General features: G+C 41.3%; 17 protein-coding genes. 11 read left to right on the top strand and 6 right to left on the bottom strand.

What is annotated here, in order from left to right:
- Window positions 1–25: 25 nt before the first annotated feature.
- Window positions 26–2,866, bottom strand: a complete 2,841-nt coding sequence (locus IEW93_RS04815) for a TonB-dependent receptor domain-containing protein (RefSeq protein WP_188737481.1) — start codon at window positions 2,864–2,866, stop codon at window positions 26–28.
- Window positions 2,867–3,483: 617 nt separating this feature from the next.
- Window positions 3,484–4,449 carry a cysteine synthase A gene (gene cysK / locus IEW93_RS04820; RefSeq protein WP_188737483.1) on the bottom strand — a complete coding sequence of 322 codons (966 nt, stop codon included), beginning with the start codon at window positions 4,447–4,449 and terminating at the stop codon, window positions 3,484–3,486.
- 387 nt (window positions 4,450–4,836) lie between these two features.
- Here cysK and IEW93_RS04825 point away from each other — a divergent pair, with 387 nt between their 5' ends.
- Together IEW93_RS04825 and IEW93_RS04830 are read left to right on the top strand one after the other, a co-directional pair.
- Entirely contained in the window at window positions 4,837–5,958 is a 1,122-nt protein-coding gene (locus tag IEW93_RS04825) for a beta-ketoacyl-ACP synthase III (RefSeq protein WP_188737486.1), read from the top strand.
- A gap of 32 nt (window positions 5,959–5,990) precedes the next feature.
- On the top strand, window positions 5,991–7,223 hold the full coding sequence (locus tag IEW93_RS04830; RefSeq protein WP_188737488.1) for a response regulator: 1,233 nt from the start codon (window positions 5,991–5,993) through the stop codon (window positions 7,221–7,223).
- An 81-nt stretch (window positions 7,224–7,304) separates the two neighbouring features.
- On the opposite strand, the gene IEW93_RS04835 is transcribed toward IEW93_RS04830, so the two are convergent.
- Window positions 7,305–9,629, bottom strand: a complete 2,325-nt coding sequence (locus IEW93_RS04835; protein ID WP_188737650.1) for a carbohydrate binding family 9 domain-containing protein — start codon at window positions 9,627–9,629, stop codon at window positions 7,305–7,307.
- A gap of 190 nt (window positions 9,630–9,819) precedes the next feature.
- Window positions 9,820–10,593 (bottom strand): sulfate transporter CysZ, encoded by a 774-nt coding sequence (gene cysZ / locus IEW93_RS04840; RefSeq protein WP_188737490.1) that lies wholly within the window; start codon window positions 10,591–10,593, stop codon window positions 9,820–9,822.
- A 160-nt stretch (window positions 10,594–10,753) separates the two neighbouring features.
- On the opposite strand from cysZ, the gene IEW93_RS04845 reads away from it, so the two are divergent.
- From IEW93_RS04845 to IEW93_RS04880, 8 genes are all read left to right on the top strand, one after another.
- Window positions 10,754–14,179: a chromosome segregation protein SMC gene (locus IEW93_RS04845; protein WP_188737492.1), complete on the top strand. Its 3,426-nt coding sequence runs from the start codon at window positions 10,754–10,756 to the stop codon at window positions 14,177–14,179.
- A 21-nt stretch (window positions 14,180–14,200) separates the two neighbouring features.
- Entirely contained in the window at window positions 14,201–15,268 is a 1,068-nt protein-coding gene (gene zipA / locus IEW93_RS04850; protein WP_188737494.1) for a cell division protein ZipA, read from the top strand.
- A 134-nt stretch (window positions 15,269–15,402) separates the two neighbouring features.
- Window positions 15,403–17,415, top strand: a complete 2,013-nt coding sequence (gene ligA / locus IEW93_RS04855) for an NAD-dependent DNA ligase LigA (RefSeq protein ID WP_188737496.1) — start codon at window positions 15,403–15,405, stop codon at window positions 17,413–17,415.
- A 54-nt stretch (window positions 17,416–17,469) separates the two neighbouring features.
- Window positions 17,470–17,967 carry a DUF2919 domain-containing protein gene (locus IEW93_RS04860; protein ID WP_188737498.1) on the top strand — a complete coding sequence of 166 codons (498 nt, stop codon included), beginning with the start codon at window positions 17,470–17,472 and terminating at the stop codon, window positions 17,965–17,967.
- Window positions 17,968–18,035: 68 nt separating this feature from the next.
- The gene (locus IEW93_RS04865) at window positions 18,036–19,247 is read left to right on the top strand and encodes an HD-GYP domain-containing protein (RefSeq protein ID WP_188737500.1); all 1,212 of its coding nucleotides are present in this window, start codon (window positions 18,036–18,038) and stop codon (window positions 19,245–19,247) included.
- Window positions 19,244–20,050: an SDR family oxidoreductase gene (locus tag IEW93_RS04870; protein WP_188737502.1), complete on the top strand. Its 807-nt coding sequence runs from the start codon at window positions 19,244–19,246 to the stop codon at window positions 20,048–20,050. Before IEW93_RS04865 ends, IEW93_RS04870 begins: the two co-directional genes overlap by 4 nt.
- 50 nt (window positions 20,051–20,100) lie before the next feature.
- Window positions 20,101–20,334 carry an RNA-binding S4 domain-containing protein gene (locus tag IEW93_RS04875; protein ID WP_188737504.1) on the top strand — a complete coding sequence of 78 codons (234 nt, stop codon included), beginning with the start codon at window positions 20,101–20,103 and terminating at the stop codon, window positions 20,332–20,334.
- 11 nt (window positions 20,335–20,345) lie between these two features.
- The gene (locus tag IEW93_RS04880) at window positions 20,346–20,738 is read left to right on the top strand and encodes a ribonuclease E inhibitor RraB (RefSeq protein ID WP_188737507.1); all 393 of its coding nucleotides are present in this window, start codon (window positions 20,346–20,348) and stop codon (window positions 20,736–20,738) included.
- A gap of 136 nt (window positions 20,739–20,874) precedes the next feature.
- Here the strand turns inward: IEW93_RS04880 and IEW93_RS04885 are convergent, their stop codons facing one another.
- Window positions 20,875–21,075, bottom strand: coding sequence for a hypothetical protein (locus IEW93_RS04885; protein ID WP_188737508.1), 201 nt, complete (start codon window positions 21,073–21,075; stop codon window positions 20,875–20,877).
- 123 nt (window positions 21,076–21,198) lie between these two features.
- Window positions 21,199–21,876 carry an SDR family NAD(P)-dependent oxidoreductase gene (locus IEW93_RS04890; RefSeq protein ID WP_188737510.1) on the bottom strand — a complete coding sequence of 226 codons (678 nt, stop codon included), beginning with the start codon at window positions 21,874–21,876 and terminating at the stop codon, window positions 21,199–21,201.
- Between the two features lie 201 nt (window positions 21,877–22,077).
- Between IEW93_RS04890 and IEW93_RS04895 the strand changes: the two genes are divergently transcribed.
- Entirely contained in the window at window positions 22,078–22,839 is a 762-nt protein-coding gene (locus IEW93_RS04895) for a TSUP family transporter (RefSeq protein ID WP_188737512.1), read from the top strand.
- The last annotated feature ends 16 nt before the right edge of the window (window positions 22,840–22,855 follow it).

Consider the following 22,855-nt stretch of genomic DNA (forward strand, 5'->3'; position numbering starts at 1 on the left):
ACTTATAAAAACATCATATCAATGTTTAAAATTTATAAGTTGCTGTGGTGTGGAAGAAACGACCTACGTTGTCATACGCTGAGCTTGCTTCTTCAGTACCTGTAGTACCGTAAGGTAAGTCACGGTTAAATACGTTGTCGATACCAAACTTCAATGTCACGCCAGAGTCAAAGTTATACGCCACAGATACATCACTGATGTAGTAGTCGCCATAGGCCATAGCGCTGCTTGGGTTTGCATTGTTATCTAATGTGTAGTTAGTGTACAAGTCTACCGCTTGGATATAACGAGTTCTCCAGGCATAGTCCCAGTTATTGATCGCATAACCTACACTTAAGTTAGCCTGCCACTTTGCATAACCAGCCGTACCAGCAAGCTCTTCATAAGTGTCTGGCTCATCTTGGAATGAATAATCATTACGCTTAAGCAGACGAGTCGCAATCAGGTTAGTTGTTACGTCACCTTCAAAGGCTTCAAAGGTGTAGCGAATATCAAAGTCGATACCAGATGCTTCAAGTGAAGCGATATTTAACGCAAATTGTCTAATTTGGGTAATTTCGCCAGTGCTTGAATCACGAGTAATCAAACTGCAGTATTCGTTGTTAATACCTGATGTAGAGTCTACACAACGGTCAAGAATATCTTGAGCACCTACAGCGCTAATGGCGTTTTCGATTTCGATATCCCAGTAATCAGTGGTAATAGACAAACCTTCGATAAAGCTTGGTTGATATACCACACCTAAGGTGTAACTTGTTGACTCTTCTTCTTTTAACTCTTCATTACCGCCACTTAATCCTTCAAGTGTTTTGTCATCATAATCTGAGTCAAAGCTGCTTGAAACGCCTAATGCGGCACAGTTTGCTTCGCGAACAGAGGCATCACTTAAGTCATTTAGGTTTGATGTGCGGCAAGGGTCATCAACACTAAAGAACGTTTGACTCGCAGCGCCATAAAGCTCACTGATGTTAGGTGCACGGATTGCTTCAGAGTACGTAGTACGAACACGAACTTCGTCGTCGACTTCCCAGCTTAAGCCTGTTTTCCAGGTAGTGGCATTGCCAATGGTGCTGTAATCAGCAAAACGAACAGCTAAATCAAGATCTAACTGACGAACCATAGGTAAGTCAGCTAATAACGGCACTGTCATTTCGGCAAAGACTTCGCTGACGTCAAATTCGCCCTTGTCTTCACCCAATACGTTGAAGAAAGTTCCTTCAGCATTATCAGGTTCAAAGATTTCACTTTGTTCTTTACGGTATTCAACACCGGTAGAGAACCCAACATAACCCGCTGGCATTTCAAACAAACCAGAGTTTGTCATAGTGCCACCTAATACGGTCTGCTTAATCACCGAGGTACCGATAGAGGTGGTATTAATATAATCAATGGCTTCTTGGCTAGGAGCACCAAACCCAAAAATATCAACAGCCACACAGCCAGCAGCTCTTGCTGTTTCATCGCGACATACGGCTTCGCCATCAACTAAAATTGAATCAAGCGCATTGGCGTAATTGCTATAGACTAAGTTGTTTTTGTTAATACGCTCAAGATCAGTTTGGCCATAAACAGCGTAAACATCGTAATCCCAATCTTCTAAAACAACACCTTCCATACCTAAAACGTAGCGTTGGGTTTCACGGGTATCATCTTCGATACGTACACCTAAATCCGTCATAAAGCGACGAACGTTGATCGTGTCTACGTCATTAGCTTGCATTAAGCTCGCAAGTTCTGGGCTAACAAAGGCATTATCTATGCTGACATTGTTAACTGAACTACCAAAGAAAAATGCAGGTTGTCCTTCGTCAGTTGACTGACTATTAACGTATTTGCTTTCAAAATAAACGTTGTGATCATCGTTTAGTTGGTAGTTTGTTTTGAAGTTAATATTGTAACGTTCAAATTCAGGCTGCAAGGTAACAAACTGATTTAAGTTAGTGAAGTCACAATCGGCACAACGAATACCATCAACGTTTTCGCCCAAGTACACATCTTTCATTGAACCGTCAGCGTTAAAGGTTTTCCAACCATCTAAATAAAACGTGCCGGCATTACTGATGCTGTAATGACCTGCATTTGGCGTTAAAATTTTATCAGGATCAGCTGGGTCGTTATTATCTACGGTGCGGCTTGAGTTGGTTAAACTGGCAAACGATGTTGCAGTTTGCTCGCGGTCATAAGCGGCTAATTCATCTTGTGCACTGTACTCAACGGCAAAAGCAATATTACCATCGCCTTGCGCAAAATCGGTACCGTAAGAAAGAGAGAAACGATCTTTATTAAAATCGCTGTCATCAGCCCAGCCTTTTGTGGCAGAAACATCTAAACCGTTAACATTTTTCTTTAAAATAAAGTTAACCACGCCTGTTACCGCATCAGCACCATAAATTGCAGATGCGCCACCGGTGATCACTTCTACTTTATCAATCCACACACTTGGGATGGTATTGACGTCAACAGATGAAGTACCCGCAGAGCTTGATACATGGCGCTTACCATTAACTAGCACTAGGGTTCTAGCAGTACCCATGCTTCTTAAATCAAGTAAGTTAAGTCCAGAAGTACCAATAAAACGACCAGAGTTTGCCAATGAGTAGGTGTTGCCTAGTGCAGGTAATTGGTTTAGCGCTTCACCAATGTTAGTTACACCTGTTGATAACAATTCGTCACCGGTAATAACAGTTACAGGTGTTGGCGCGATTGCACCTTCACGAATAATGCGTGAGCCCGTAACAGAAATACGTTCAACATTTGATGCGTCTGTTTCTTCTGCAACAGCATAGATTGATGTGGTGGCAGACAAGGCTACACCACTGATTAACGCAATGCGAACCGCACTGGCTAATTTTGAATTAACTTGCATTTATCACTCCCAGAAATGTTTTTTATTATGGTGTAATTGTTGTCAATATATTGCTGAGCAAGTTGACATAACATTACACGTACATGGATATAACCATTAACGAAATAAAAAACAACACTGTAAAGTTTAATCGTTTCCAGTTAAGAGTTAACTTATGTCGTTATTTTTAAATACAAAAAATCAACAAGTGGGCGACTTAAATACAAATTTGTAAATTATTGCATTTACAAAAGTTGATATTGTTATCGAGGTGTTGGTAAATAATGTTAATAATAAATTCGCAGACGGTTTTTTAATCTAATATTGTTGATGATATGTAATTTAAATTTATTTAAAAAATAAGATGAATTTATTTAATAATGGGATATTTAACGATAAACGTGATGATAAATAGCACAATGGCATATTGCATACATTATATAAAAATAGGTTAATGCCATTACGCTTGCTGAGAAATTTCAACCAAAAATGTAATCCAGGTGTTGGATATGCAATTTTATTGATTGTTTATGCATCTCAATATATAAAAAAGCCAGCAATTTTTTGCTGGCTTTTTAGTGATACCGATAAGGTGTTTGAGCTAAACCCAAACAATTGTACGCTGGTATGTGGTGTATTTACTGTACGTTTTCGCTATCGCCAAATTCACCAGCAAATAATACTGATGATAAATAACGCTCTGCAGCCGACGGTAGAACAACCACAATGGTCTTGTCTGCAAATTCTGGTAACGCAGCAATACGGTTTGCTGCAACAACAGCAGCGCCTGAAGAAATACCCACTAAGATACCTTCTTCTTTCATTAAGCGGCGTGCCATTTCAATAGACTCTTCGTTAGTGACTGCTTCAACACGGTCAATAATCGATAAGTCTAGGTTGCCCGGAATAAAACCAGCACCAATACCCTGAATTTTATGAGGGCCTGGTTGGATCGGTTGTCCTGCTAATGCTTGTGCAATAACCGGTGAGTCAGCGGGTTCAACAGCGACTGAAGTAATGGTTTTACCTTGTGCTTTAAGGTAACGGCTTACACCTGTTAATGTGCCACCTGTACCTACACCTGCAACAAATACGTCAACAGCACCATCGGTGTCATTCCAGATTTCAGGGCCGGTGGTTTTTTCATGTATCTCTGGGTTAGCAGGGTTACTAAATTGTCCAAGTACTAAATATTTTTCTGGCGCTGATTGGCGAATTTCTTCAGCTTTATCAATCGCGCCTTTCATGCCCTTAGCGCCTTCTGTTAACACTAAGTTTGCACCTAGGGCTTTGAGTAACTTACGGCGCTCAAGGCTCATCGTGTTAGGCATGGTTAATGTTAATTTGTAACCGCGAGCAGCAGCAACATAAGCAAGTGCAATACCTGTGTTACCTGAAGTCGGTTCTATTAATTCGATGTCTTTGGTTAGCAAACCTTTTTTCTCTGCATCCCAAATCATGTTAGCGCCAATACGACACTTAACACTGAAGCTTGGATTACGTGCTTCTACCTTTGCTAACACCTTGCCATTACTGACACGGTTTAAACGAACTAACGGGGTATTACCTAAAGTGTATGAATTATCTTCGAAAATTTTGCTCATGGATTATTTGCTCCTATGGTTGCATCAAACAATCATAATCAGATAGACAGGATTTAGAAGTGAAAGTTTGTTCTTCTTTATTCTTTTTAGTTATTAGCGTTTATGCTGTTATACTAAATCAGCAGTTATTGCTGGGTTATTGGCCTTTTAGGCTAAATAATGCTCAATTGATGGTCTGACCATTATGCAATTTTAATTTAGTATGACGAAAACAAAATATAAAATACTAGAATAGCTGCAATCAGTTAATTCAGCTCGCGCAAAAGCAATAAGACAGATGCAGAGGGTAGTGATTGTAATGACATCATTATACTTAACTCACATCAGGGGACCGTCTTGTTGCTAATGAGCATTAACTCTCTTACTCACAAATAATGGTAGAGCAAAATGAATAAAGTTGTGATTTCTGGTAGTGGTTTGTACACACCACCGCATAGTGTGTCTAATGACGAATTGGTCACTTGCTACAACAGTTATGTTGATCAATATAACCAACAACATGCCGCAGAGATAGAGGCGGGGACGACAGCCGCATTGGCATACTCTTCAAGTGAGTTTATTGAAAAAGCATCAGGCATTAAAAGCCGCTATGTGATGGTTAAAGACGGTATTTTAGACACCAATATCATGATGCCATTAATAGCCGATCAACCATCTGAAGCATTATCCATGCAAGCGGAAATGGGCATAGCTGCGGCCAAACAAGCCTTAGAACAGGCAAATGTTAACCCGGAAGATATCGATTTAGTGATTGTTGCCTGTGCTTATACCCAACGAGCCTATCCAGCCATTGCCATTGAAATTCAACAAGCCATGGGCACGAAAGGTTTTGCCTATGACATGCTAGTGGCATGTTCATCAGCCACCTTTGCAATTGTGAATGCGGTTAATGCAATACGCGGAGGTACAGCAAGTCGTGTGTTAGTGATTAACCCTGAGTTGACCTCACCACAAATTAACTTTCGCGATCGTGACAGTCATTTTATTTTTGGTGACGTAGCCACTGCTGTGGTGGTTGAGCGTGCTGATCTAGCAACATCGACGAATGCCTTTAGTGTGTTATCGACTCGTTGTGTAACCGATTACTCAAGCAATATTCGCAGTAACTTTGGTTTTGTTAATCGTTGCGATCCAGCAAATATCAACAGTGCTGATAAGCTGTTTCATCAACAAGGTCGTAAGGTGTTTAAAGAGTTACTGCCGATGATTTATCAACACCTTGATGCTCAGTTTGTTGACGAGCAAATAAAACCTGAAGAGTTTAAGCGTTTATGGTTACACCAAGCTAACATTAATATGAATTTGTTTGTTGTGAAAAAACTGCTTGGTGATAATGTTGAACCAACACAAGCACCTATCGTTTTGGATGAATATGCCAATACGGCTTCTGCTGGCTCTGTGATTGCTTTTCACAAATATAACCAGGACTTTAAAACCGGCGATTTAGGCTTGTTGTGTTCATTTGGTGCTGGGTATTCGATTGGCAGTATTGTATTAGAGAAGTGTTAATTTATTTAATAATCAGATAAAAGGGCAATGTATTGAGAATATTGATTGTTGAAGACAGTGAAACGATATCTAAAATCTTAAAACATTTAATTGTGCAAGATCTTGGTTATCATGTTGATATTGCACCAGATATGGCCAGTGCACTCACGTTGTTGGAGCAGCATCAGTATTTTGTTGTCGTTGCCGATTTGAACCTACCAGATGCATCTAATGGCGACATTGTGCGTCTGGTGTTATCTGCTTATAAAACACCGTGTATTGTGTTAACCAGCAACCTCGATGCTGATCAGCGGCGTGAAATTTTAAAATTAGGTATTGTTGACTACATACCAAAAGACAACCGTTACAGTTATCAGTATGTGGTAAAACTTATAGATAGGTTATATCGCAATCAACAGGTAAAAGTGCTGGTAGTGGATGATTCTGTTGTTAGCCGTAAGTTTGTGCGTATGTTGCTTGAGCATCACCTTTTTCAAGTAATAGAAGCTAATGACGGTGAAGCAGCGCTTGCCATACTAGAGCAAGAGGATGATATTCAACTGCTGATCACCGATTACAACATGCCTATCATTGACGGTGTTGAGTTGATCCTGCGTGTACGTGAAAAATATAACCGTGAAGATATCGCGATTATAGGTTTGTCTAATGACAATGACGAAAGTTTATCGGCAAAGTTTATTAAAAATGGTGCAAATGACTTTTTACAAAAGCCATTTGTTCATGAAGAGTTTCATTGTCGGGTGCTCAATACGTTAGATTCGCTCGATATGATGCGAAATTTATGGAGCAAGGCAAACCGTGACTATTTAACTAAAATTTATACTCGGCTGTATTTTTTTTCCGAACACAACAGCAAAGATTCTGAAAACGCTTTACTGTCGGTGGCATTATTAGACTTAGATTATTTCAAAAAAATTAACGATACCCATGGCCATGATGTTGGCGATCAGGTGTTAATTGAGTTTGCTCAGCGTCTAGACAATGCATTTGGATCTAATTTTACGGTTGCCCGGTTTGGCGGTGAGGAGTTTGTGGTGGCATTTAAAGGATTAGATGACATTAAAACGACTACCTTAATGGATAAGTTTAGAGAACAATGCGAAGCTAATCCTATGCAAACCACCGCGGGTGATTTAGTGGTTACGTTTAGTTGTGGTGTTGCAACGAGAAATAATGAAACACTGGATCAAACATTACAACGTGCCGATGAACTCTTGTATCAAGCAAAAACGGCGGGGCGTAATCAAGTGATTAGGGCCTGTTGATACCAAAAGTTATCCCAAAACAATAATGCCGTTGATGTAGTTCATCAACGGCATTATTGTTATTTGGACGGGAAAATTTTGTTATAACAACCAAGCGTAACTTACTTTCATGAAGTAGGTTTTTTCATCTTGAGTTAATGAGTCAATATCATCATTTGCTACAAATGCATCAGAATAACCAAGGTAAAATACACTTTGTGGATTTAATTTGTAGCCATACAACAACTCGTTACCAAGATCTTGATAGAGACTATCGGGCTTTTGGTATAAATATAGCGCTGGATCGCGTTCAATGTGGGTATAAACCGTACTGAAACGAATAAAGCTGTTAAGTGTGAGTTGCCAATTTAACCGTACATCACTGAGATTTGCCGTAAACAAACGGCCATCATCAACATCTAATGTTTGATAACGGTGTGACACATCAAGAACTAATGATTCAGTTAACTTCCACTCAACACCGGGATTGAACATATTAACAGTTGCAGAACGATTGTTGGCAAAATCAATATCATCACCTAAATACATGTCGAGCTCTAATTTCAGCGAGCCGATAGGGGTTAAGTTGGTGTAAAACCAAGCTAATGTTTCGTCAAACATGGTGGTATTGTTGTCAATATCACTGATACTTGGGTTATGACGTCTCCCAACGCGTTTACGCTGAACAATACCTGAAGCCATATAGCTTTGGAGTCCACCTTCAAACTCTATAAACATTTCGGCTTCTTGTTCGAGTAATTCATGATTTTCGCTATGGCTGATATCCCAGTCGCCGCCAAGTTCTATTCGATTAAAAAAGTTGTCTTGTGGATACCACATGTAGCCACCGCCAATAACAAACTTATTGACATCGACTTTGTCGATAAACCCTAAGTCTGCTCTAAAATCACGGCCAATAGACTGATATTGGCTCGAGGCATACCAATTACGGCGTTCATGCAGATAAGTCACATTTAACATTCCATCATCAAACTCATCTTCTTTGTTGGTGCGCAGTACACGCTCATTGAGTGCACAATTACCAAATTGACAGTCAGCAAGATCTTGGTTGCAATCGTTGTTATTGCAAAATTGCGTGAACAAATCTTCAGGGTAAGCCGTTTGTGAGTGTGCATACTGGGCGGTCAGAGTGTCTTGCTTAGTGGGCTGATATTTAATGTCGGCGCTGGCTAGATAGTTATGGTAGTCATTGGCTTGTTTTAATGTCACTAAACCACCAATTGAAAATTGCTTACTGGGGTCAAAGCGATATCGAGTTGCCACATTATGGCTTTGCTCATCAATGACAGCGATATCTGAACTTAAGTTACCGGGCACCAAAAACTGACTTTGTTCATCATTTGCCGCCAACATGGCAAAGGTATGATCATCGGTTTTGCTGGTGAGCTTTATTCCATAATCGGGTGAGCTAATGTTGCGAGTGTGCAGTAACTCAAGTTGCGTGTCGAAATAATCTTTATTGTCTAAGAAAAACGCCCGTTTTTCAGGAAAAAACAATGCAAACGTATTGTTAACATCTAATTGACCTGCATCGGCTTCAATCTGTGAAAAATCAGGATTAATAGTTGCATTAAGTAAGGTTGTTGGTGTTATTCCCCATCGTAAATCAACACCAGCCTCAACATGGGTTTTATCATCCCAAGGGCCTGCATTACTCGCGTCTCGTTGGTTATTTTGGTTTGCAACTAGTGATGGCGTAATTTGCAAGTCTTTACCTTGAGTCGCCCCTTCAAGGCCTGTTGCAGTGCCTAGTTGACACAGCTGGCAAGACACATTTCGGTCAATTTTATGGGTCGAGAAACGGTGAGTCTTGTTTCTTGGATAAAAGCGGATAAGTTCGATGCCCCATGTTTGTAAGGGGTGGCGGTCATCAAAGTTAAATAAACGCAGCGGCAGTTGTATTTCAACCTGATAGCCTTTATCGGTTAATTTGCCTTTGCTGTACCAAATACCATCCCAGGCGTCACTTTCTTGGCCTGTCAGTTCGTTTTCAATTGAATCACTTTGTACGCCATAGGCATTGATAAAAAATTGATAGGCTAAGCGGGCATTATTAAAGGTATCAAGCTTAATACCCACCATATCATCTCCCCAAGATTTATCTCTATCCCTGAGGTTTACCCTGATCTGTTCGGGTGCGGGGTCATGTGCGATAAAAGCAAAGTATAAGCTCGATTTTGAGGCAAACACTTTAGCGGAAGTCGTCACTGGTGCGGCAATATTTTCGCCTGGTGAGGTTTCATATTTAAGCGTAACTTCTGCAGCTTGTTGCCATACCGCTTCATTGAAATCGCCGTCTATTTCAACTTCTTGATTAATTGTTGGAATAGTTAAATGAAATTGTTCACTTGAACCGGCAAAACTCAGCGGTGTGACACCAGCAGACAAGACACACGCCATTAACATTCCACGCAAAACGTTACTCACAGTCACTGTTACTCTTTAATTGTTATTTAGGGCTATTGTCGCAAAAAAGTGTCTTTAGGGCAGGTCTGACTTGTGAGTAAAGTATCAATGAATTGTTACAGGATGTTGGCGTGACATAAAAAAGCCTGTTCAATAGAACAGGCTAATGGTCATCCAAACATAAAGTGTTTTAATCTGGAGCGACAAGTGGATTTTTGTATGCGTCACGGTATTTATCAACCCACATCGCGGTTGCACCACAAATAGCCACAGGCATCACAATAAAATTAACAATTGGGATCATTGAAAATAATGTGACCGAGGCGCCAAAGCTATAGCTTGACCCTTTGGTATTTTTAAGCGCGAATTTCATGTCATCAAAACTGACTTTATGGTTGTCAAACGGATAGTCACAATACTGAATAGCCATCATCCATGCGGTAAATAAAAACCATAAAACGGGTGCTGCTGTTTGGCCGATAACGGGTACCCAAAACAATATCAAAAACAGTAATGCTCGTGGTAAGTAGTATTTTAACTTAGTCCACTCACGACCAAGGATACGCGGTAAGTCCTTTATCATGTCTACAGAAGAGCCGGTATTAACATTTTTACCTGTAAGGTGTTGTTCTACTTTTTCGGCGAGCAAACCATTAAAAGGCGCCGCTAACCAGTTCATCACCGAGCTGAAAACGAAAGACATAACAACTAACATGGTTAACACCGCTAATGGCCATAAAAAGAAATGTAACCAAGTTAAATAGTCAGGCAACTGAGCGTTCATCCAGTCAAAAAGTTCAGATAGCTGGCCGACTGCAAAATACATTGCACCTGCAAAAAGCACTAAATTAATCATTAACGGGATAAATACAAATGAGCGTAATCCCGGCTTTTTAATTAATTGAAAGCCTTGCATAAAATAATTTACACCGCTCTTTTTAACGGCTTGAGTGTTGTTTATCATTAAATACGCCTGTTTTGTGTCTTATAACATTGATTTTGACTAGCCAATGATAATAAAACAAGCGATAAACTGTTTCAAAAGGATAAAAATCGTTACAAAATGCAGCTCAATTGCTAAAGTGAGCTGCTTTTTTCTTTTAATGCGTACCTGAACTGGCAACATGAGATTAAAACAAATAAAACTTGCTGGATTTAAGTCGTTTGTAGACCCAACAAAAATCCCATTCGATAATGCGCTTTCTGCCATTATTGGCCCTAATGGTTGCGGCAAATCAAATGTGATTGATGCCGTGCGTTGGGTGCTGGGAGAAAGTAGCGCTAAAAATTTACGTGGCGATTCGATGACCGATGTGATTTTTAACGGTTCATCTTCACGTAAACCCATTTCTGTCGCTGGCGTTGAATTAGTTTTTGAGAACTCTCAAGGGCGTTTAGCAGGACAATATGCAAGCTATCAAGAGATTTCTGTTAAGCGGCAAGTCAATCGTGACAGTGAATCGACTTATTTTTTAAATGGCCAAAAATGTCGTCGCAAAGACATTACTGATTTGTTTATGGGTACCGGGCTTGGTCCACGCAGTTACGCCATTATCGAACAGGGCACTATCTCTAGGTTAATTGAATCTAAACCGCAAGAGCTTAGGGTTTTTATTGAAGAAGCCGCTGGCATTTCGCGTTATAAAGAACGTCGCCGTGAGACTGAAAATCGCATTCGCCATACCCGAGAAAACCTTGAGCGTTTAAATGACATTCGAGTTGAACTTGGCACTCAACTCGATAAATTATCACAGCAAGCAAAAGCAGCATTACAGTATCGCGAACTTAAAACCCATGAGCGCTTGCTCCATAGTCAGCTATTGGTTATGCGTTATCAGGAACTGCTGTCCCAAACAGATACACTTGATGGCGAACTGACCTCGCTAAATAGCCAATCAGAACAACTGCAAGCTACATCACAACATGCCGATACCAGCTTGACCTTGCTCAAACAACAACTTGCTGAATTAAGCGATGCAGAACATAAAATAGTTGAACACTTTTATGCCACGGGCAACCAGATTACCAAGCTTGAACAACAGCTGAAACATCAGCAGCAACAAGATACACAGTTACAGCAACAAATAAGTGCTTTAGAGCAACAATTAGCCGTTGGTGAGCAGAAGATTGCGACGCTAAACGATAATTATCAACTTTTGCTGACTCAAGCAGATGCACTAACACCGCAATGTGAACAAGCCCAAATGGCGCTTGAGTTCATTGATGAGCAGCTTGCCGTGATTGAAGAAGCCTGTGATGAGCAACAATTGCAATTAACTCAATATGCTGAAACCTTGGCATCGAATAAAATGCAATTGGCGTTGTCGCAGTCAAATTTCACTCACCAGCAACAAAGTTTGCAGCAGGACGAACGGCAAAAGCAGCAATTGGAGCAAGAGCTTGCAGCGCTAACTTTGCAAGACAATCAAACCCAATTAGCCGATACACAAACGCAACTGGCTCAAATTGATACGCAACTCGATAACGCACTTCAAGAGCAACGCGTGCGTGAGCAACAAGTTAGCGCAACCCTGCAGGGGGCAGAGCAGCAACGTGAACAATATCAAACGCTAAAACAAACGATTACGCATCGCCATGCTCGTTTACAGCTTATAGAGGAACTACTTGCCGCCCACACACAAACCGCAGGGCAGCAACTTTGGCAAGTGCTTGACGTGCAACCAGGTTGGGAAAAAGCAGTCGCTATGGTGTTGCATGGGCTGAGTCAATTTCCGGTATTGAGTCACGAAGAATCTTCAACTAACCCAAAGCCAATCGGGTTTACTCAAGGGCACACAACAAGCAATATTGCTTTTAAGACCGAGGTTAATCTCGCACCTTGGCTCAAATCAGTAACCTGGGTTCATACACTTGATGAGGCAAAACGACTTTTGCCACAATTAAGTGAAGATAGCTATTTAGCAACCCAAGATGGTTATCTTGTGGGGCAGGGTTTTGTGTTAAATCAAACCCAAGCTGGGCAGTCTGCTATTGTACTTAGTCAAGAGCGGATTGAATTGAATGAGCAATTACTCGAGTTTGAAAGCCAGTTGAACCTTTCTCAACAAGCCTTAACAGCAAGTACACAACAAGCCGCAGAGCAACAATTACAATTAGGCCAGCTACAACAAACGTGTCATCAATTGCACATTAGCCAGACTAAATTGCAGTCCATTTTGGCTAGCTTGCAGCAGCAACAACATGATAAACACCAAAAACAGCGCAAATGCCACGACGCCTTAGTTCAGCTTGAGCAGGCTTACAATGATAAGCAAATGCAAATAGAGGCCTACGAAGAGCAAATCGTTGCTCAAGAAGAGGCGCTGTCGATTGCCATAAACCAACACGAAGTGGCTCAACATGCTTGGCAAAACAGCCAGGCAAAACTGCGTGAAACCAAAACACAGCGTGCACAGGCGCTTAATCTGCTCACACAGCACCAGGCTCAATTACAAAAACAGCAGACTCAGCAGGCGCTGAGCTCTCAACAATTGCAGCAACAAACTGAAAAACAAGCAGAGCTGTCAAGTCAATACGATCAGTTGCAACAAATATTACAACAGAATCAGCAGCAACGTGGTGAGCATCAACTGGCACAATTATCGGCTCAGCTGACACAAACACTTGAGCAGCAGCAAGCCCTCCAGCTACAATTGCAACAAAACCGCGCTCAACAGGCTGAGTTACAAACCAGTTTAGATAGCTCAGTATTGATGCAAAAACAACAGCTTGTAGCGTTACAGGACTTGACTCAAAAGATAAGCGCGTTAAAGTTACGTCGTGAGGGTTTAAAAGGGCAGGCCAATGCACAACTGCAATTATTGCAAGAGCAGCAAATTCAGTTGCAACAGGTCATTGCCGATATGCCAGAGCACGCAAGTGTTAACGTATGGGCAGAGCAGCTTGAAAAGGTAAAACAAAAAATAGTTCGCTTAGGGGCGATTAACCTCGCAGCAATTGAAGAATTTGAAACTCAACGCGAGCGAAAAGCATATTTAGACAGCCAAGACGATGATTTAAATAAAGGGTTGTCAACGCTAGAAGATGCCATTAGAAAAATAGATAAAGAAACAAAAAGCCGCTTTAAATCGACATTCGAAGCGGTTAATCACGATTTAGGGCAGCTATTCCCTAAAGTGTTTGGTGGTGGTAGAGCGTATTTGGCGCTCACTGATGATGATTTACTTGATACTGGCGTGACTATCATGGCACAGCCGCCAGGCAAGAAGAACAGCAGCATACATTTACTTAGTGGTGGAGAAAAAGCCTTAACCGCTTTATCATTAGTCTTTGCTATTTTTAGACTAAATCCAGCACCTTTTTGTATGTTAGATGAAGTTGATGCACCTTTAGATGATGCCAACGTCGAACGTTTTTGTCGTTTGTTGCAAGAAATGTCTCAAAGTGTGCAATTTATTTATATCAGTCACAATAAAATAACGATGGAAATGGCTGATCAACTCATTGGCGTTACTATGCATGAACCGGGCGTTTCAAGGATAGTCGCAGTGGACATTGAAGCCGCAGTTGCCTTAGCCGATGCGGTATAAATTAGAAAGACAGGGATACTAATGAAAGATCTACAACTGGTGTTGTTTGTACTAGGTGCGATTGCAATTATTGCAGTGTTAGTGCACGGTTTTTGGTCAATTAGAAAACAACAACCTAAAGCAATGAAACAAAGTCCAATGGCCGGATTTTACAAAGACCAAGCGCAACGTCGTGACTCAGAAGGGTTCGACGCTGATGGCATTGGTAAAGTGCGTGTACGTAAAGCCGACGAAGTTGATGAACCGGTAATCAAACCGATTTTAAAAACAAATCTAGGCCAAAAAACGGAACATTCAGATCCAATCCCAAGCCATACCCCTTTGCAAGATTCATTACGTCGCACGCCTGAGCCAGCAAAGCAGCCTACTCAACAAGCTTTGTTTACAGATGAGGAAACCACACCTTCAGTAACTGTTGCTCCGTCACTCGTGCAAAATGTGAGTTCAGCAATGAGCTCACCTAAAAAGATTTTTAATTCTGCAACGAGCACTGGCAAGTTAGAAAGCTATACCGGTAAACCATTACCGGTAAGAGCTGAACCGGTGAAAGCTGAACCTGTTAACACACAATCGGCTAAAATTGAGCCTAAAGTGCAGCAACAAACGCTAAACACAGCCCCTGAGCAGATGGCTACACAGGAAACCCCGGCAAAAACGACTCAAGCAAATGATCCTGTCGAGCCTACAGACGTGCTCGTGCTGCATATTGTTGCAAAGCAAGGCCAACAAATACATGGTGCGGAGTTATTGCCTAGTTTGTTGTCACTTAATTTTAAATTTGGTGATATGGATATTTTCCATCGCCACATTGATAATGCAGGTAATGGTAATGTATTGTTTTCATTAGCCAATATGTTAAAGCCTGGTGTGTTTGACCCAGACAATATGGAGCAGTTTGTTACTCAAGGCGTGGTGTTGTTTATGACATTGCCTGCTTTTGGTGACCCCATAATGAACTTTACCATTATGCTTAACTCTGCTTATCAGATTGCTGATGATTTAGACGCAGAGATCCTTGACGGCCAACGTCAGCCTTGGTCTGACGCTATAAAGAAAGATTATCTTAGACGAGTAAAAGCGGCGCTATAATATTATCCGCTTATTCTCAATGCTATAAGGCCGCCGCAGCGGCCTTAATTGTTTTATCCTTATTATTTTGCCAGTAGTGCCTCACACTGGCTAAGCAAATGAAAGTACATACTTGTATGATGACGGATACCCAAATGCACGAACTTCAAACTGAAATCGATCAACTCACTCAGGCAATTAATCAACATAATATTCGATATTACGTAGACGATGCACCGTCAATTCCCGATGCAGAATACGACAGATTAATGAAACGTTTGATTGAGCTTGAACAAGCCCATCCGCAATTAGCGTTACCGGACTCGCCCAGTAAAAGAGTGGGGGGGATTGCGTTACAAAAATTTGATCAAATCACCCATCTAAAGCCGATGCTCAGTTTAGATAATGCGTTTGAAACCGATGATTTTGTTGCATTTAATAAACGTATTGCCGACAAAGTGGGTGCAGTTGATTATGTTTGTGAGCCTAAGCTTGACGGTTTAGCGGTGTCGATTACATATCGTAACGGAGTACTTGAACGTGCAGCTACTCGTGGCGACGGCTCTGTGGGCGAAGACATCACACAAAATGTGCGTACTATTCGCGCTATTCCCCTTAAGTTACGTGGTGAAGGCTTTCCGGAGTTAGTTGAGGTTCGTGGTGAAGTGTTTATGCCTAAAGCGGCATTTGAGGCGTTAAACCAACGTCAAATGGCTAAAGGCGATAAAGTATTTGTTAATCCTCGCAATGCCGCTGCGGGGAGTTTACGGCAATTAGACAGCAAAATTACCGCATCTCGCGCCCTAGGATTTTACGCCTATGCACTTGGCGTTGTCGAAGGCGAGTCTCAAACAATGCAATTGACTCATTATGGCCAATTGAACCAACTAAAGCAGTGGGGATTACCGGTAAGCCTAGAAGTTAAAGTCTGTGACACCCTAGAAAATGTATTTACATATTATCAAGATATTATGTCTCGTCGCAGCCAACTTGAATATGAAATCGACGGCGTAGTGATCAAAGTCAATGACATAGAAAAGCAGCAGACGTTAGGTTTTGTTGCTAAAGCACCACGTTGGGCAATTGCTTATAAATTCCCAGCACAAGAAGAAATGACATTACTTGAAGCCGTTGACTTTCAAGTGGGCCGCACAGGTGCAGTTACCCCTGTAGCCCGTCTAAAACCTGTGTTTGTAGGTGGGGTTACGGTATCAAATGCGACATTACATAATGCTGATGAAATAGCCCGTTTAGGCGTAAAAGTTGGCGATACAGTGATTATTCGCCGTGCCGGTGATGTGATCCCGCAAATTGTTGCCATTGTGCCAGAGCAACGTCCAGATGATGCTCAAGACATTGTGTTTCCGCAGCATTGCCCAGTATGTCAAAGTATTGTGGAGCGCCTAGAAGGTGAAGCCGTTGCCCGTTGTAGTGGAGGATTGTTTTGCGAAGCTCAGCGTAAAGAAGCTATTAAACATTTTGCCTCACGTAAAGCATTAAACATTGATGGTTTAGGCGATAAAATTGTCGAGCAGCTGATTGATAAAGAATTAGTCAAAACCCCAGCAGATTTGTTTTCGCTTACCGCTTCAGCCATCACCATGTTAGATCGAATGGCGATGAAGTCTGCCACCAATATTGTTAATGCCATTAAGCAGGCAAAAACCACCACTTTAGCGCGTTTTTTGTATAGTTTAGGTATACGTGAAGTCGGTGAGGCAACAGCAGCTAACCTGGCGCAACATTTTGCTGAATTTGACAAAATTCGCACCGCCAGTGTTGAGCAATTGCTTGAGGTGAGTGACGTTGGCGAAGTGGTTGCAAGGCACATAAGCCAATTTTTTGCTCAACCACATAATATTGAAGTAATAGAACAATTACTCGATGCAGGTATTACCTGGCCAAAGATAGAGCAAGCCGATGAGTCACAACTCAGCCTTAAGGGACAAACTTGGGTACTTACCGGAACCTTAAGCCAACTCAATCGAAATGACGCTAAAGCACAATTACAAGCACTTGGCGCGAAAGTTGCGGGTAGTGTATCTAAAAACACAGATTGCCTAGTCGCAGGGGAAGCTGCTGGGTCAAAGCTTGCAAAAGCACTAGAATTACGTGTTAAAGTCATAGACGAACAAGGACTCCTAGACTTACTTAATGCCAGTCATTAATCTGATAAAGATAAACATTGAACTAATGCCTATGGCCGCCGATAAGAGTAAATTGTGAATTTTAGTCATATAACCTGGCTTGACGATCGCGGCCATATAAAACCGCCATTATTTTTATATTTAATATTGGTGTTTCTGGCCAGAGGTTGGTGTATTTTTATTGCATCACTCACTCAGTTTAATGACCGCTCTGGTTTAGTAAGGTTGTTTTATCCAGAAAAAACCGACTTTATTTTGGCCTTAGTTGCGGGGGTTGGAGCGGTATTTATTTATGGGTTGATTATTGCTGAGCGTAAGCGTAGTTGGCTAATATTAAGGCCATTATTTTGTAAAAGTATCTGGTTTTTATGGTTTTTACTTATTTTAGATGGTGTTTTTTTACTGCAACGAATAGTGCATGATGATTATTTATTTAAACTGGGTTACTCATTAGATGCGCTTTTTTTATTTTGGTCTGTGATTTATGTACTAAAATCAAAGCGGTTAAGTTACTACTTTGCTGATTGGACAACCGAAGATAACGACAGCCATCAGCCAACAAAAACACAATAACGACAATGTTAGCGTAATAATGACATTATCACTCCAGCTGGTATGGCAAATGTGAAAGGATCACTACTTTGGCTAAAGCAGAATTAACACAAATACCCGTTTCTGAAATGGTGATTGGTTTAACCGTTAAGCTGCCGTTGTCGTGGACCAGCCATCCTTTTTTTCGCAGTAAAGTAAAATTAGAGCAACAAGTTCAAATCGAGATGATAAAAGGGCTCGATGTCGATTTTGTTTATGTGATAGACGGCCATGATTTATTGCCGGTAGTAGAAGCACCAGTTGACGTTGAATCGCCAGCAGAAGAGCAAACCCAAGAAGTAGATTACCGGCCATTGGCTAAAAAAAGCATGCGAGTAAGTCAGCAACGCTTTATCAAGTGCGTTAATGACAGCCGTACCGTGTTTAGTAAAGTGGTGAGCGATCCAGAAGGTGCTTATCGCGAGGCTGCAACACTAGTAGAGAGCTTGGTTGAGCACCTATACGAAAGTGATACGCCACATTTAACCCTAGTCAGTAGTGGTGAAGCCGATGTGAGTGTGACCCAGCATGGTATTTCTGTTTCGGTTTTGTCGATGATGATTGCCCATGCACTTGCATTGTCTAAAAAAGAAGTGCGCGATATCGCCCTGGGCAGTTTATTTCATGATATTGGTAAACTTAAAGTGCCAGAAGAAATTAGGCGCAAACGGGGAGAATTATCTGATGTTGAAACCAACTTTTTAAAGAAGCATCCTAATTTTGGTTACGACATGTTAACCCGAAGTGGGCTCTTTCCTGAAGCCATTCTTGATATTGTTTTACATCATCACGAATACATTGATGGCAGTGGTTTTCCTGATGGCTTAACTGAAGCTAAGTTATTAATGACGACTCAAGTTGTGTCGTTAGCTAATGACTATGAAACCTTGTTATCTAAATACCATACCCCTCAAATAGCGCTGGGAATTTTATTTAAAAATCACAGCAGCAAACATAGCGATAAATTAATCTCAGTATTAGTTAAAATCTTAGGGATCTACCCGCCCGGAACCATAGTGCGCTTAACTGATGACAGTATGGCTAAAGTGATGATGACTACCGCAGATGTAAAACAGCCTCATGTTTGGGCGTGTGATAGCACAGGTGGCAATCCTGGTTTTAGATTTTTAATTAACGAAGATGTACAAGTTAAAGAAGTCATTAAGATAGATGAGTTAACAGAGGGCGCCACTAAAACGTTGCAAACTAACAACCCCATTAGCTTTTACTTTAATCATTTTAGTCATCAAGAGAATCAATGAATACAATAACAGTTATTGGTTGTGGTTGGTTTGGCCTACCTTTTGCCAAACACCTTATAAACCAAGGCTTTCAAGTTAAAGCGTCAAAACGACAAGTCGACGATTTAGTCTCTTTACCGCAATTAGGTATTGAAGCTTACCAGTTGGATTTGGCTAATGTCAGCCATGATGCAAAAAACTCATCGTTATTTGATGCAGATGCCATTGTCATTAATATTCCACCTGGGCTCAAACGTGGCAATTCCGATTACCTTCATTATTTAACAACACTTAAACAGTTAATGGGTGCAAGGCTGTATCAAAAAGTGATTTTTATTAGCACGACGGGCGTGTATCCCTCTGATGATCAAACGGTCACCGAAGCTGATGCCAGCGCGTTTAACGATACTGCCAGTACCTTGCTGCAAGCAGAAGCCATATTTGCCACTCTGCCTAATAGCTGTATTGTGCGGTTTTCTGGTTTGGTGGGTCCTAAGCGTCATCCAGGACGTTTTTTTGCTGGTAAGTCAGATGTTAGCGGCGCTAACGTTGCCGTTAACTTAGTGCATTTAGATGATTGTATAGCCGCAGTGAGCCTCGTATTAACCAGCTCAAATACATTGCCCATTTATAATGTTGCAGCGCCAATACATCCTACTCGTGGTGAGTTTTATGTTGCAGCAACAACCCACCTTGGCTTAACCGCACCGCAATTTAATTTACAGCATCAACCGAGCAAAGTGATTGATGGTCAATTAATTTGCCGAGATTTAGGGTTTCAATATCGTCATCCTGATCCACTTAAAATGCTTGATGCTTGCTAAACGGTCATAGGCTATAATAGCGGGCATATTTTGATTAAAAGGCAATTATTGTGACGACTCAAACTCAAGCGTTTGCATTACTTCCAGATGATGAATTCGTAGAACTGTACAAAGTATTAAAAGTACAAGGCTTAGTAAATGGTGGTGGCGATGCAAAGCATGTTATCACTGAAGGTCAAGTGACCGTTAATGGCGAAATTGACACCCGTAAACGTAAAAAATGCATTGTAGGTGATGTTATTTCGTTTAACGGTGCAAACATTGAAATAGTTGCGGCGCAATAAAGGACAAATACATGCAATTCCCTGATGATGATAACGGCCAAATGTTAGCAGCAATGGCTGAAGCCGGCATTGATTTAACCCAATCACTTGAAGTTGATTTCTTTTTGGTATTTGACGATCAGCGTGATGCTGAATCAGCTATCGAAGCCTTAACTCAAAGCGACATGAAGGGTGAACTAGAGCTTAACTTTGATGAAGAAAGTACCAAGTGGGAAGTGATTGTTTGCCTACAAATGGTGCCAGAATATGATGCTCTTGTTGCCAAAGAAACCGAGTTAAATAGCTTTGCACAAGAGTTTGACGGTATTTCTGATGGTTGGGGCGTAATGCAACATCAGCATGGCGACGATGAGTTTGCTGATGACGATGATGACCACGAATGCAGTGAGCATTGTCACCACTAATAATATCTCGTTTCATCATGTATTGATTTATTTTCAATAGATAGAAAAAGCCGTTAATGCTCGCATTAACGGCTTTTTTATTATCAACCAATTAATCCACTAGTCAGCTAACGAATCAACAGGCCGATAAGAAAAGCTATTCTTTAATTTCTTCAACGACTTCTTTGGTTTCTCGGCCAATGGCTTTTACCGTGTCGCGTGTACCATGACCAATTGCCGTCGTGACCTTTTTGGTTGTGTGGCCTATTTCTCTGCCAGTCTGTTTTAATTCTGCGCAAGCGGATAAGCACAGCACCATGCCTAAGGACACTAAGATTAAAATGGCTTTTTCATTCATTGTAGTAACCTGCTAATTTGTAGGTGTTAAATACAATCTAAAAGATGGATTTGTATAATATATCTCCAATCAACCAGAAACAATGATAAGTAACTGCCCATAAGGTTTACATTACTGCTTTAGCTAACCACGGTTAATGGTTAAATCAGAAATATAGCCATGCTGCGTTGCCACCAAGGCATTTTTTAGCATCAGCGCAGCTTCATCGGCTGTCATAAAGCTTGATGTGTCAATATCTTTACCGCTGGTAGACCAAAAATCGGTCGCCATTCCGCCAGGGTAAACCGCAATCAACTTCATTGGGCAACCTTTTAGCTCTAACCTTAACGACTCAACTAAGCCTTTTACCGCCCATTTTACCGCACAGTAAGTTGACTCATTTGCTTTGCCGGCGAGGGCTGCAGTCGACATCACCACCACAACATTAACCTTATGATCGCGATAGCGACTCACAAGCTCACGTAATACTAAAATACTGGATGTGAGGTTGTTGCTAATGAGCTGATCAATAGCTTGTGGGTTTTGTTGTTCGATAGGGCCAAAGTAACCACTGCCAGCACAATGAATGACTGTCGTGGGTGGAGTCGATAATTGTGAAAATAATCGACTTACATCGTCAGCAACACTCAAATCTGCAACTTGGCTGACAACTTTGTCTTGCTGTGCTGGGGTTAGTGTCGCGGTCACTGCGGCCAGTTTTTGTTTGCTACGTCCGCTAATGAGCAGTTGGCAATCGTCGGCTGCATAGTGTTGAGTAAGTGCAGCACCAAGGCCGCTGCTGGCACCTGTAATGACAATCATCGTAAATCCTGAGGCAAATTTCATTAAGCTGGTCACTATACCAATGCCTATGCAAACTGCAATCGTGGATAATTGTTGATGCATTCAATAAACGTGAATAAATTAACAGAACGCTTTGTATTTTGACGTTAAAGATTGTCTAATAACGCCTTGCTCATTGTCATACAGACAACACATTTATCGCGAAGAACGAGAACCTCCATGTTTGAACTCACACTCCAGCTTGCCGTTGTTTTATTTGCTGTTGCTTTAATTGCCGGATTTATTGACTCCATAGCCGGTGGTGGTGGCTTATTAACAATACCCGCATTAATGTGGGCTGGTCTGCCTCCAGCTGCTGCATTAGGTACCAATAAGTTGCAAGCTTGCGGGGGCAGTTTTTTTGCCAGTTTGTATTTTGTGCGCAAAGGCATGGTTGATTTACGCAGTATTCGGTTATCGTTGGTATGTGCTTTTATAGGAGCCGCAATCGGCACTATTTTTGTGCAAATGATTGACGCTAAGCTGCTTGAGTTAGTGCTGCCATTTTTAATATTAGCCATAGGGTGCTATTTCTTATTTTCTAAAAAGATCAGTGAAGATGATCGTCAACAAGTTTTCACCCCCACTGTGTTCGCCTTCACTGCTGCGCTTGGTGTTGGCTTGTATGATGGATTTTTTGGCCCAGGCACAGGCAGTTTTTTTGCATTGGCTTTTGTCTCTCTTGCGGGGTTTGGACTGGCTAAAGCTACAGCTCACGCTAAGTTATTAAATTTTGCGACTAACATAGCATCATTAATCTTCTTTTTAATTGGTGGCCAAGTCGTGGTGGTGTTAGGGCTTATTATGTTGATAGGGCAATCTATAGGCGCAACGCTTGGCTCACGCTTAGTGGTGACTAAAGGTGTTAAAATTATTAAGCCGTTGGTGGTGATAATGTCACTGGGTATGAGCCTTAAATTACTCTGGTCGCAATACATGTAACAGGGCAGCAAACTGT

Origin of the sequence: Shewanella inventionis, from assembly GCF_014641855.1 — a bacterium.
Lineage (GTDB): Bacteria > Pseudomonadota > Gammaproteobacteria > Enterobacterales > Shewanellaceae > Shewanella > Shewanella inventionis.

Coding starts and splice junctions, on each gene's coding strand:
- IEW93_RS04825 (WP_188737486.1), top strand. CDS start 4,837: ATGAATAAAGTTGTGATTTCTGGTAGTGGTTTGTACACACCACCGCAT.
- IEW93_RS04845 (WP_188737492.1), top strand. CDS start 10,754: ATGAGATTAAAACAAATAAAACTTGCTGGATTTAAGTCGTTTGTAGAC.
- IEW93_RS04870 (WP_188737502.1), top strand. CDS start 19,244: ATGAATACAATAACAGTTATTGGTTGTGGTTGGTTTGGCCTACCTTTT.
- IEW93_RS04890 (WP_188737510.1), bottom strand. CDS start 21,876: ATGATTGTCATTACAGGTGCCAGCAGCGGCCTTGGTGCTGCACTTACT.
- IEW93_RS04835 (WP_188737650.1), bottom strand. CDS start 9,629: ATGTTAATGGCGTGTGTCTTGTCTGCTGGTGTCACACCGCTGAGTTTT.
- cysZ (WP_188737490.1), bottom strand. CDS start 10,593: ATGATAAACAACACTCAAGCCGTTAAAAAGAGCGGTGTAAATTATTTT.
- IEW93_RS04815 (WP_188737481.1), bottom strand. CDS start 2,866: ATGCAAGTTAATTCAAAATTAGCCAGTGCGGTTCGCATTGCGTTAATC.
- IEW93_RS04880 (WP_188737507.1), top strand. CDS start 20,346: ATGCAATTCCCTGATGATGATAACGGCCAAATGTTAGCAGCAATGGCT.
- zipA (WP_188737494.1), top strand. CDS start 14,201: ATGAAAGATCTACAACTGGTGTTGTTTGTACTAGGTGCGATTGCAATT.
- IEW93_RS04895 (WP_188737512.1), top strand. CDS start 22,078: ATGTTTGAACTCACACTCCAGCTTGCCGTTGTTTTATTTGCTGTTGCT.
- ligA (WP_188737496.1), top strand. CDS start 15,403: ATGCACGAACTTCAAACTGAAATCGATCAACTCACTCAGGCAATTAAT.
- IEW93_RS04885 (WP_188737508.1), bottom strand. CDS start 21,075: ATGAATGAAAAAGCCATTTTAATCTTAGTGTCCTTAGGCATGGTGCTG.
- cysK (WP_188737483.1), bottom strand. CDS start 4,449: ATGAGCAAAATTTTCGAAGATAATTCATACACTTTAGGTAATACCCCG.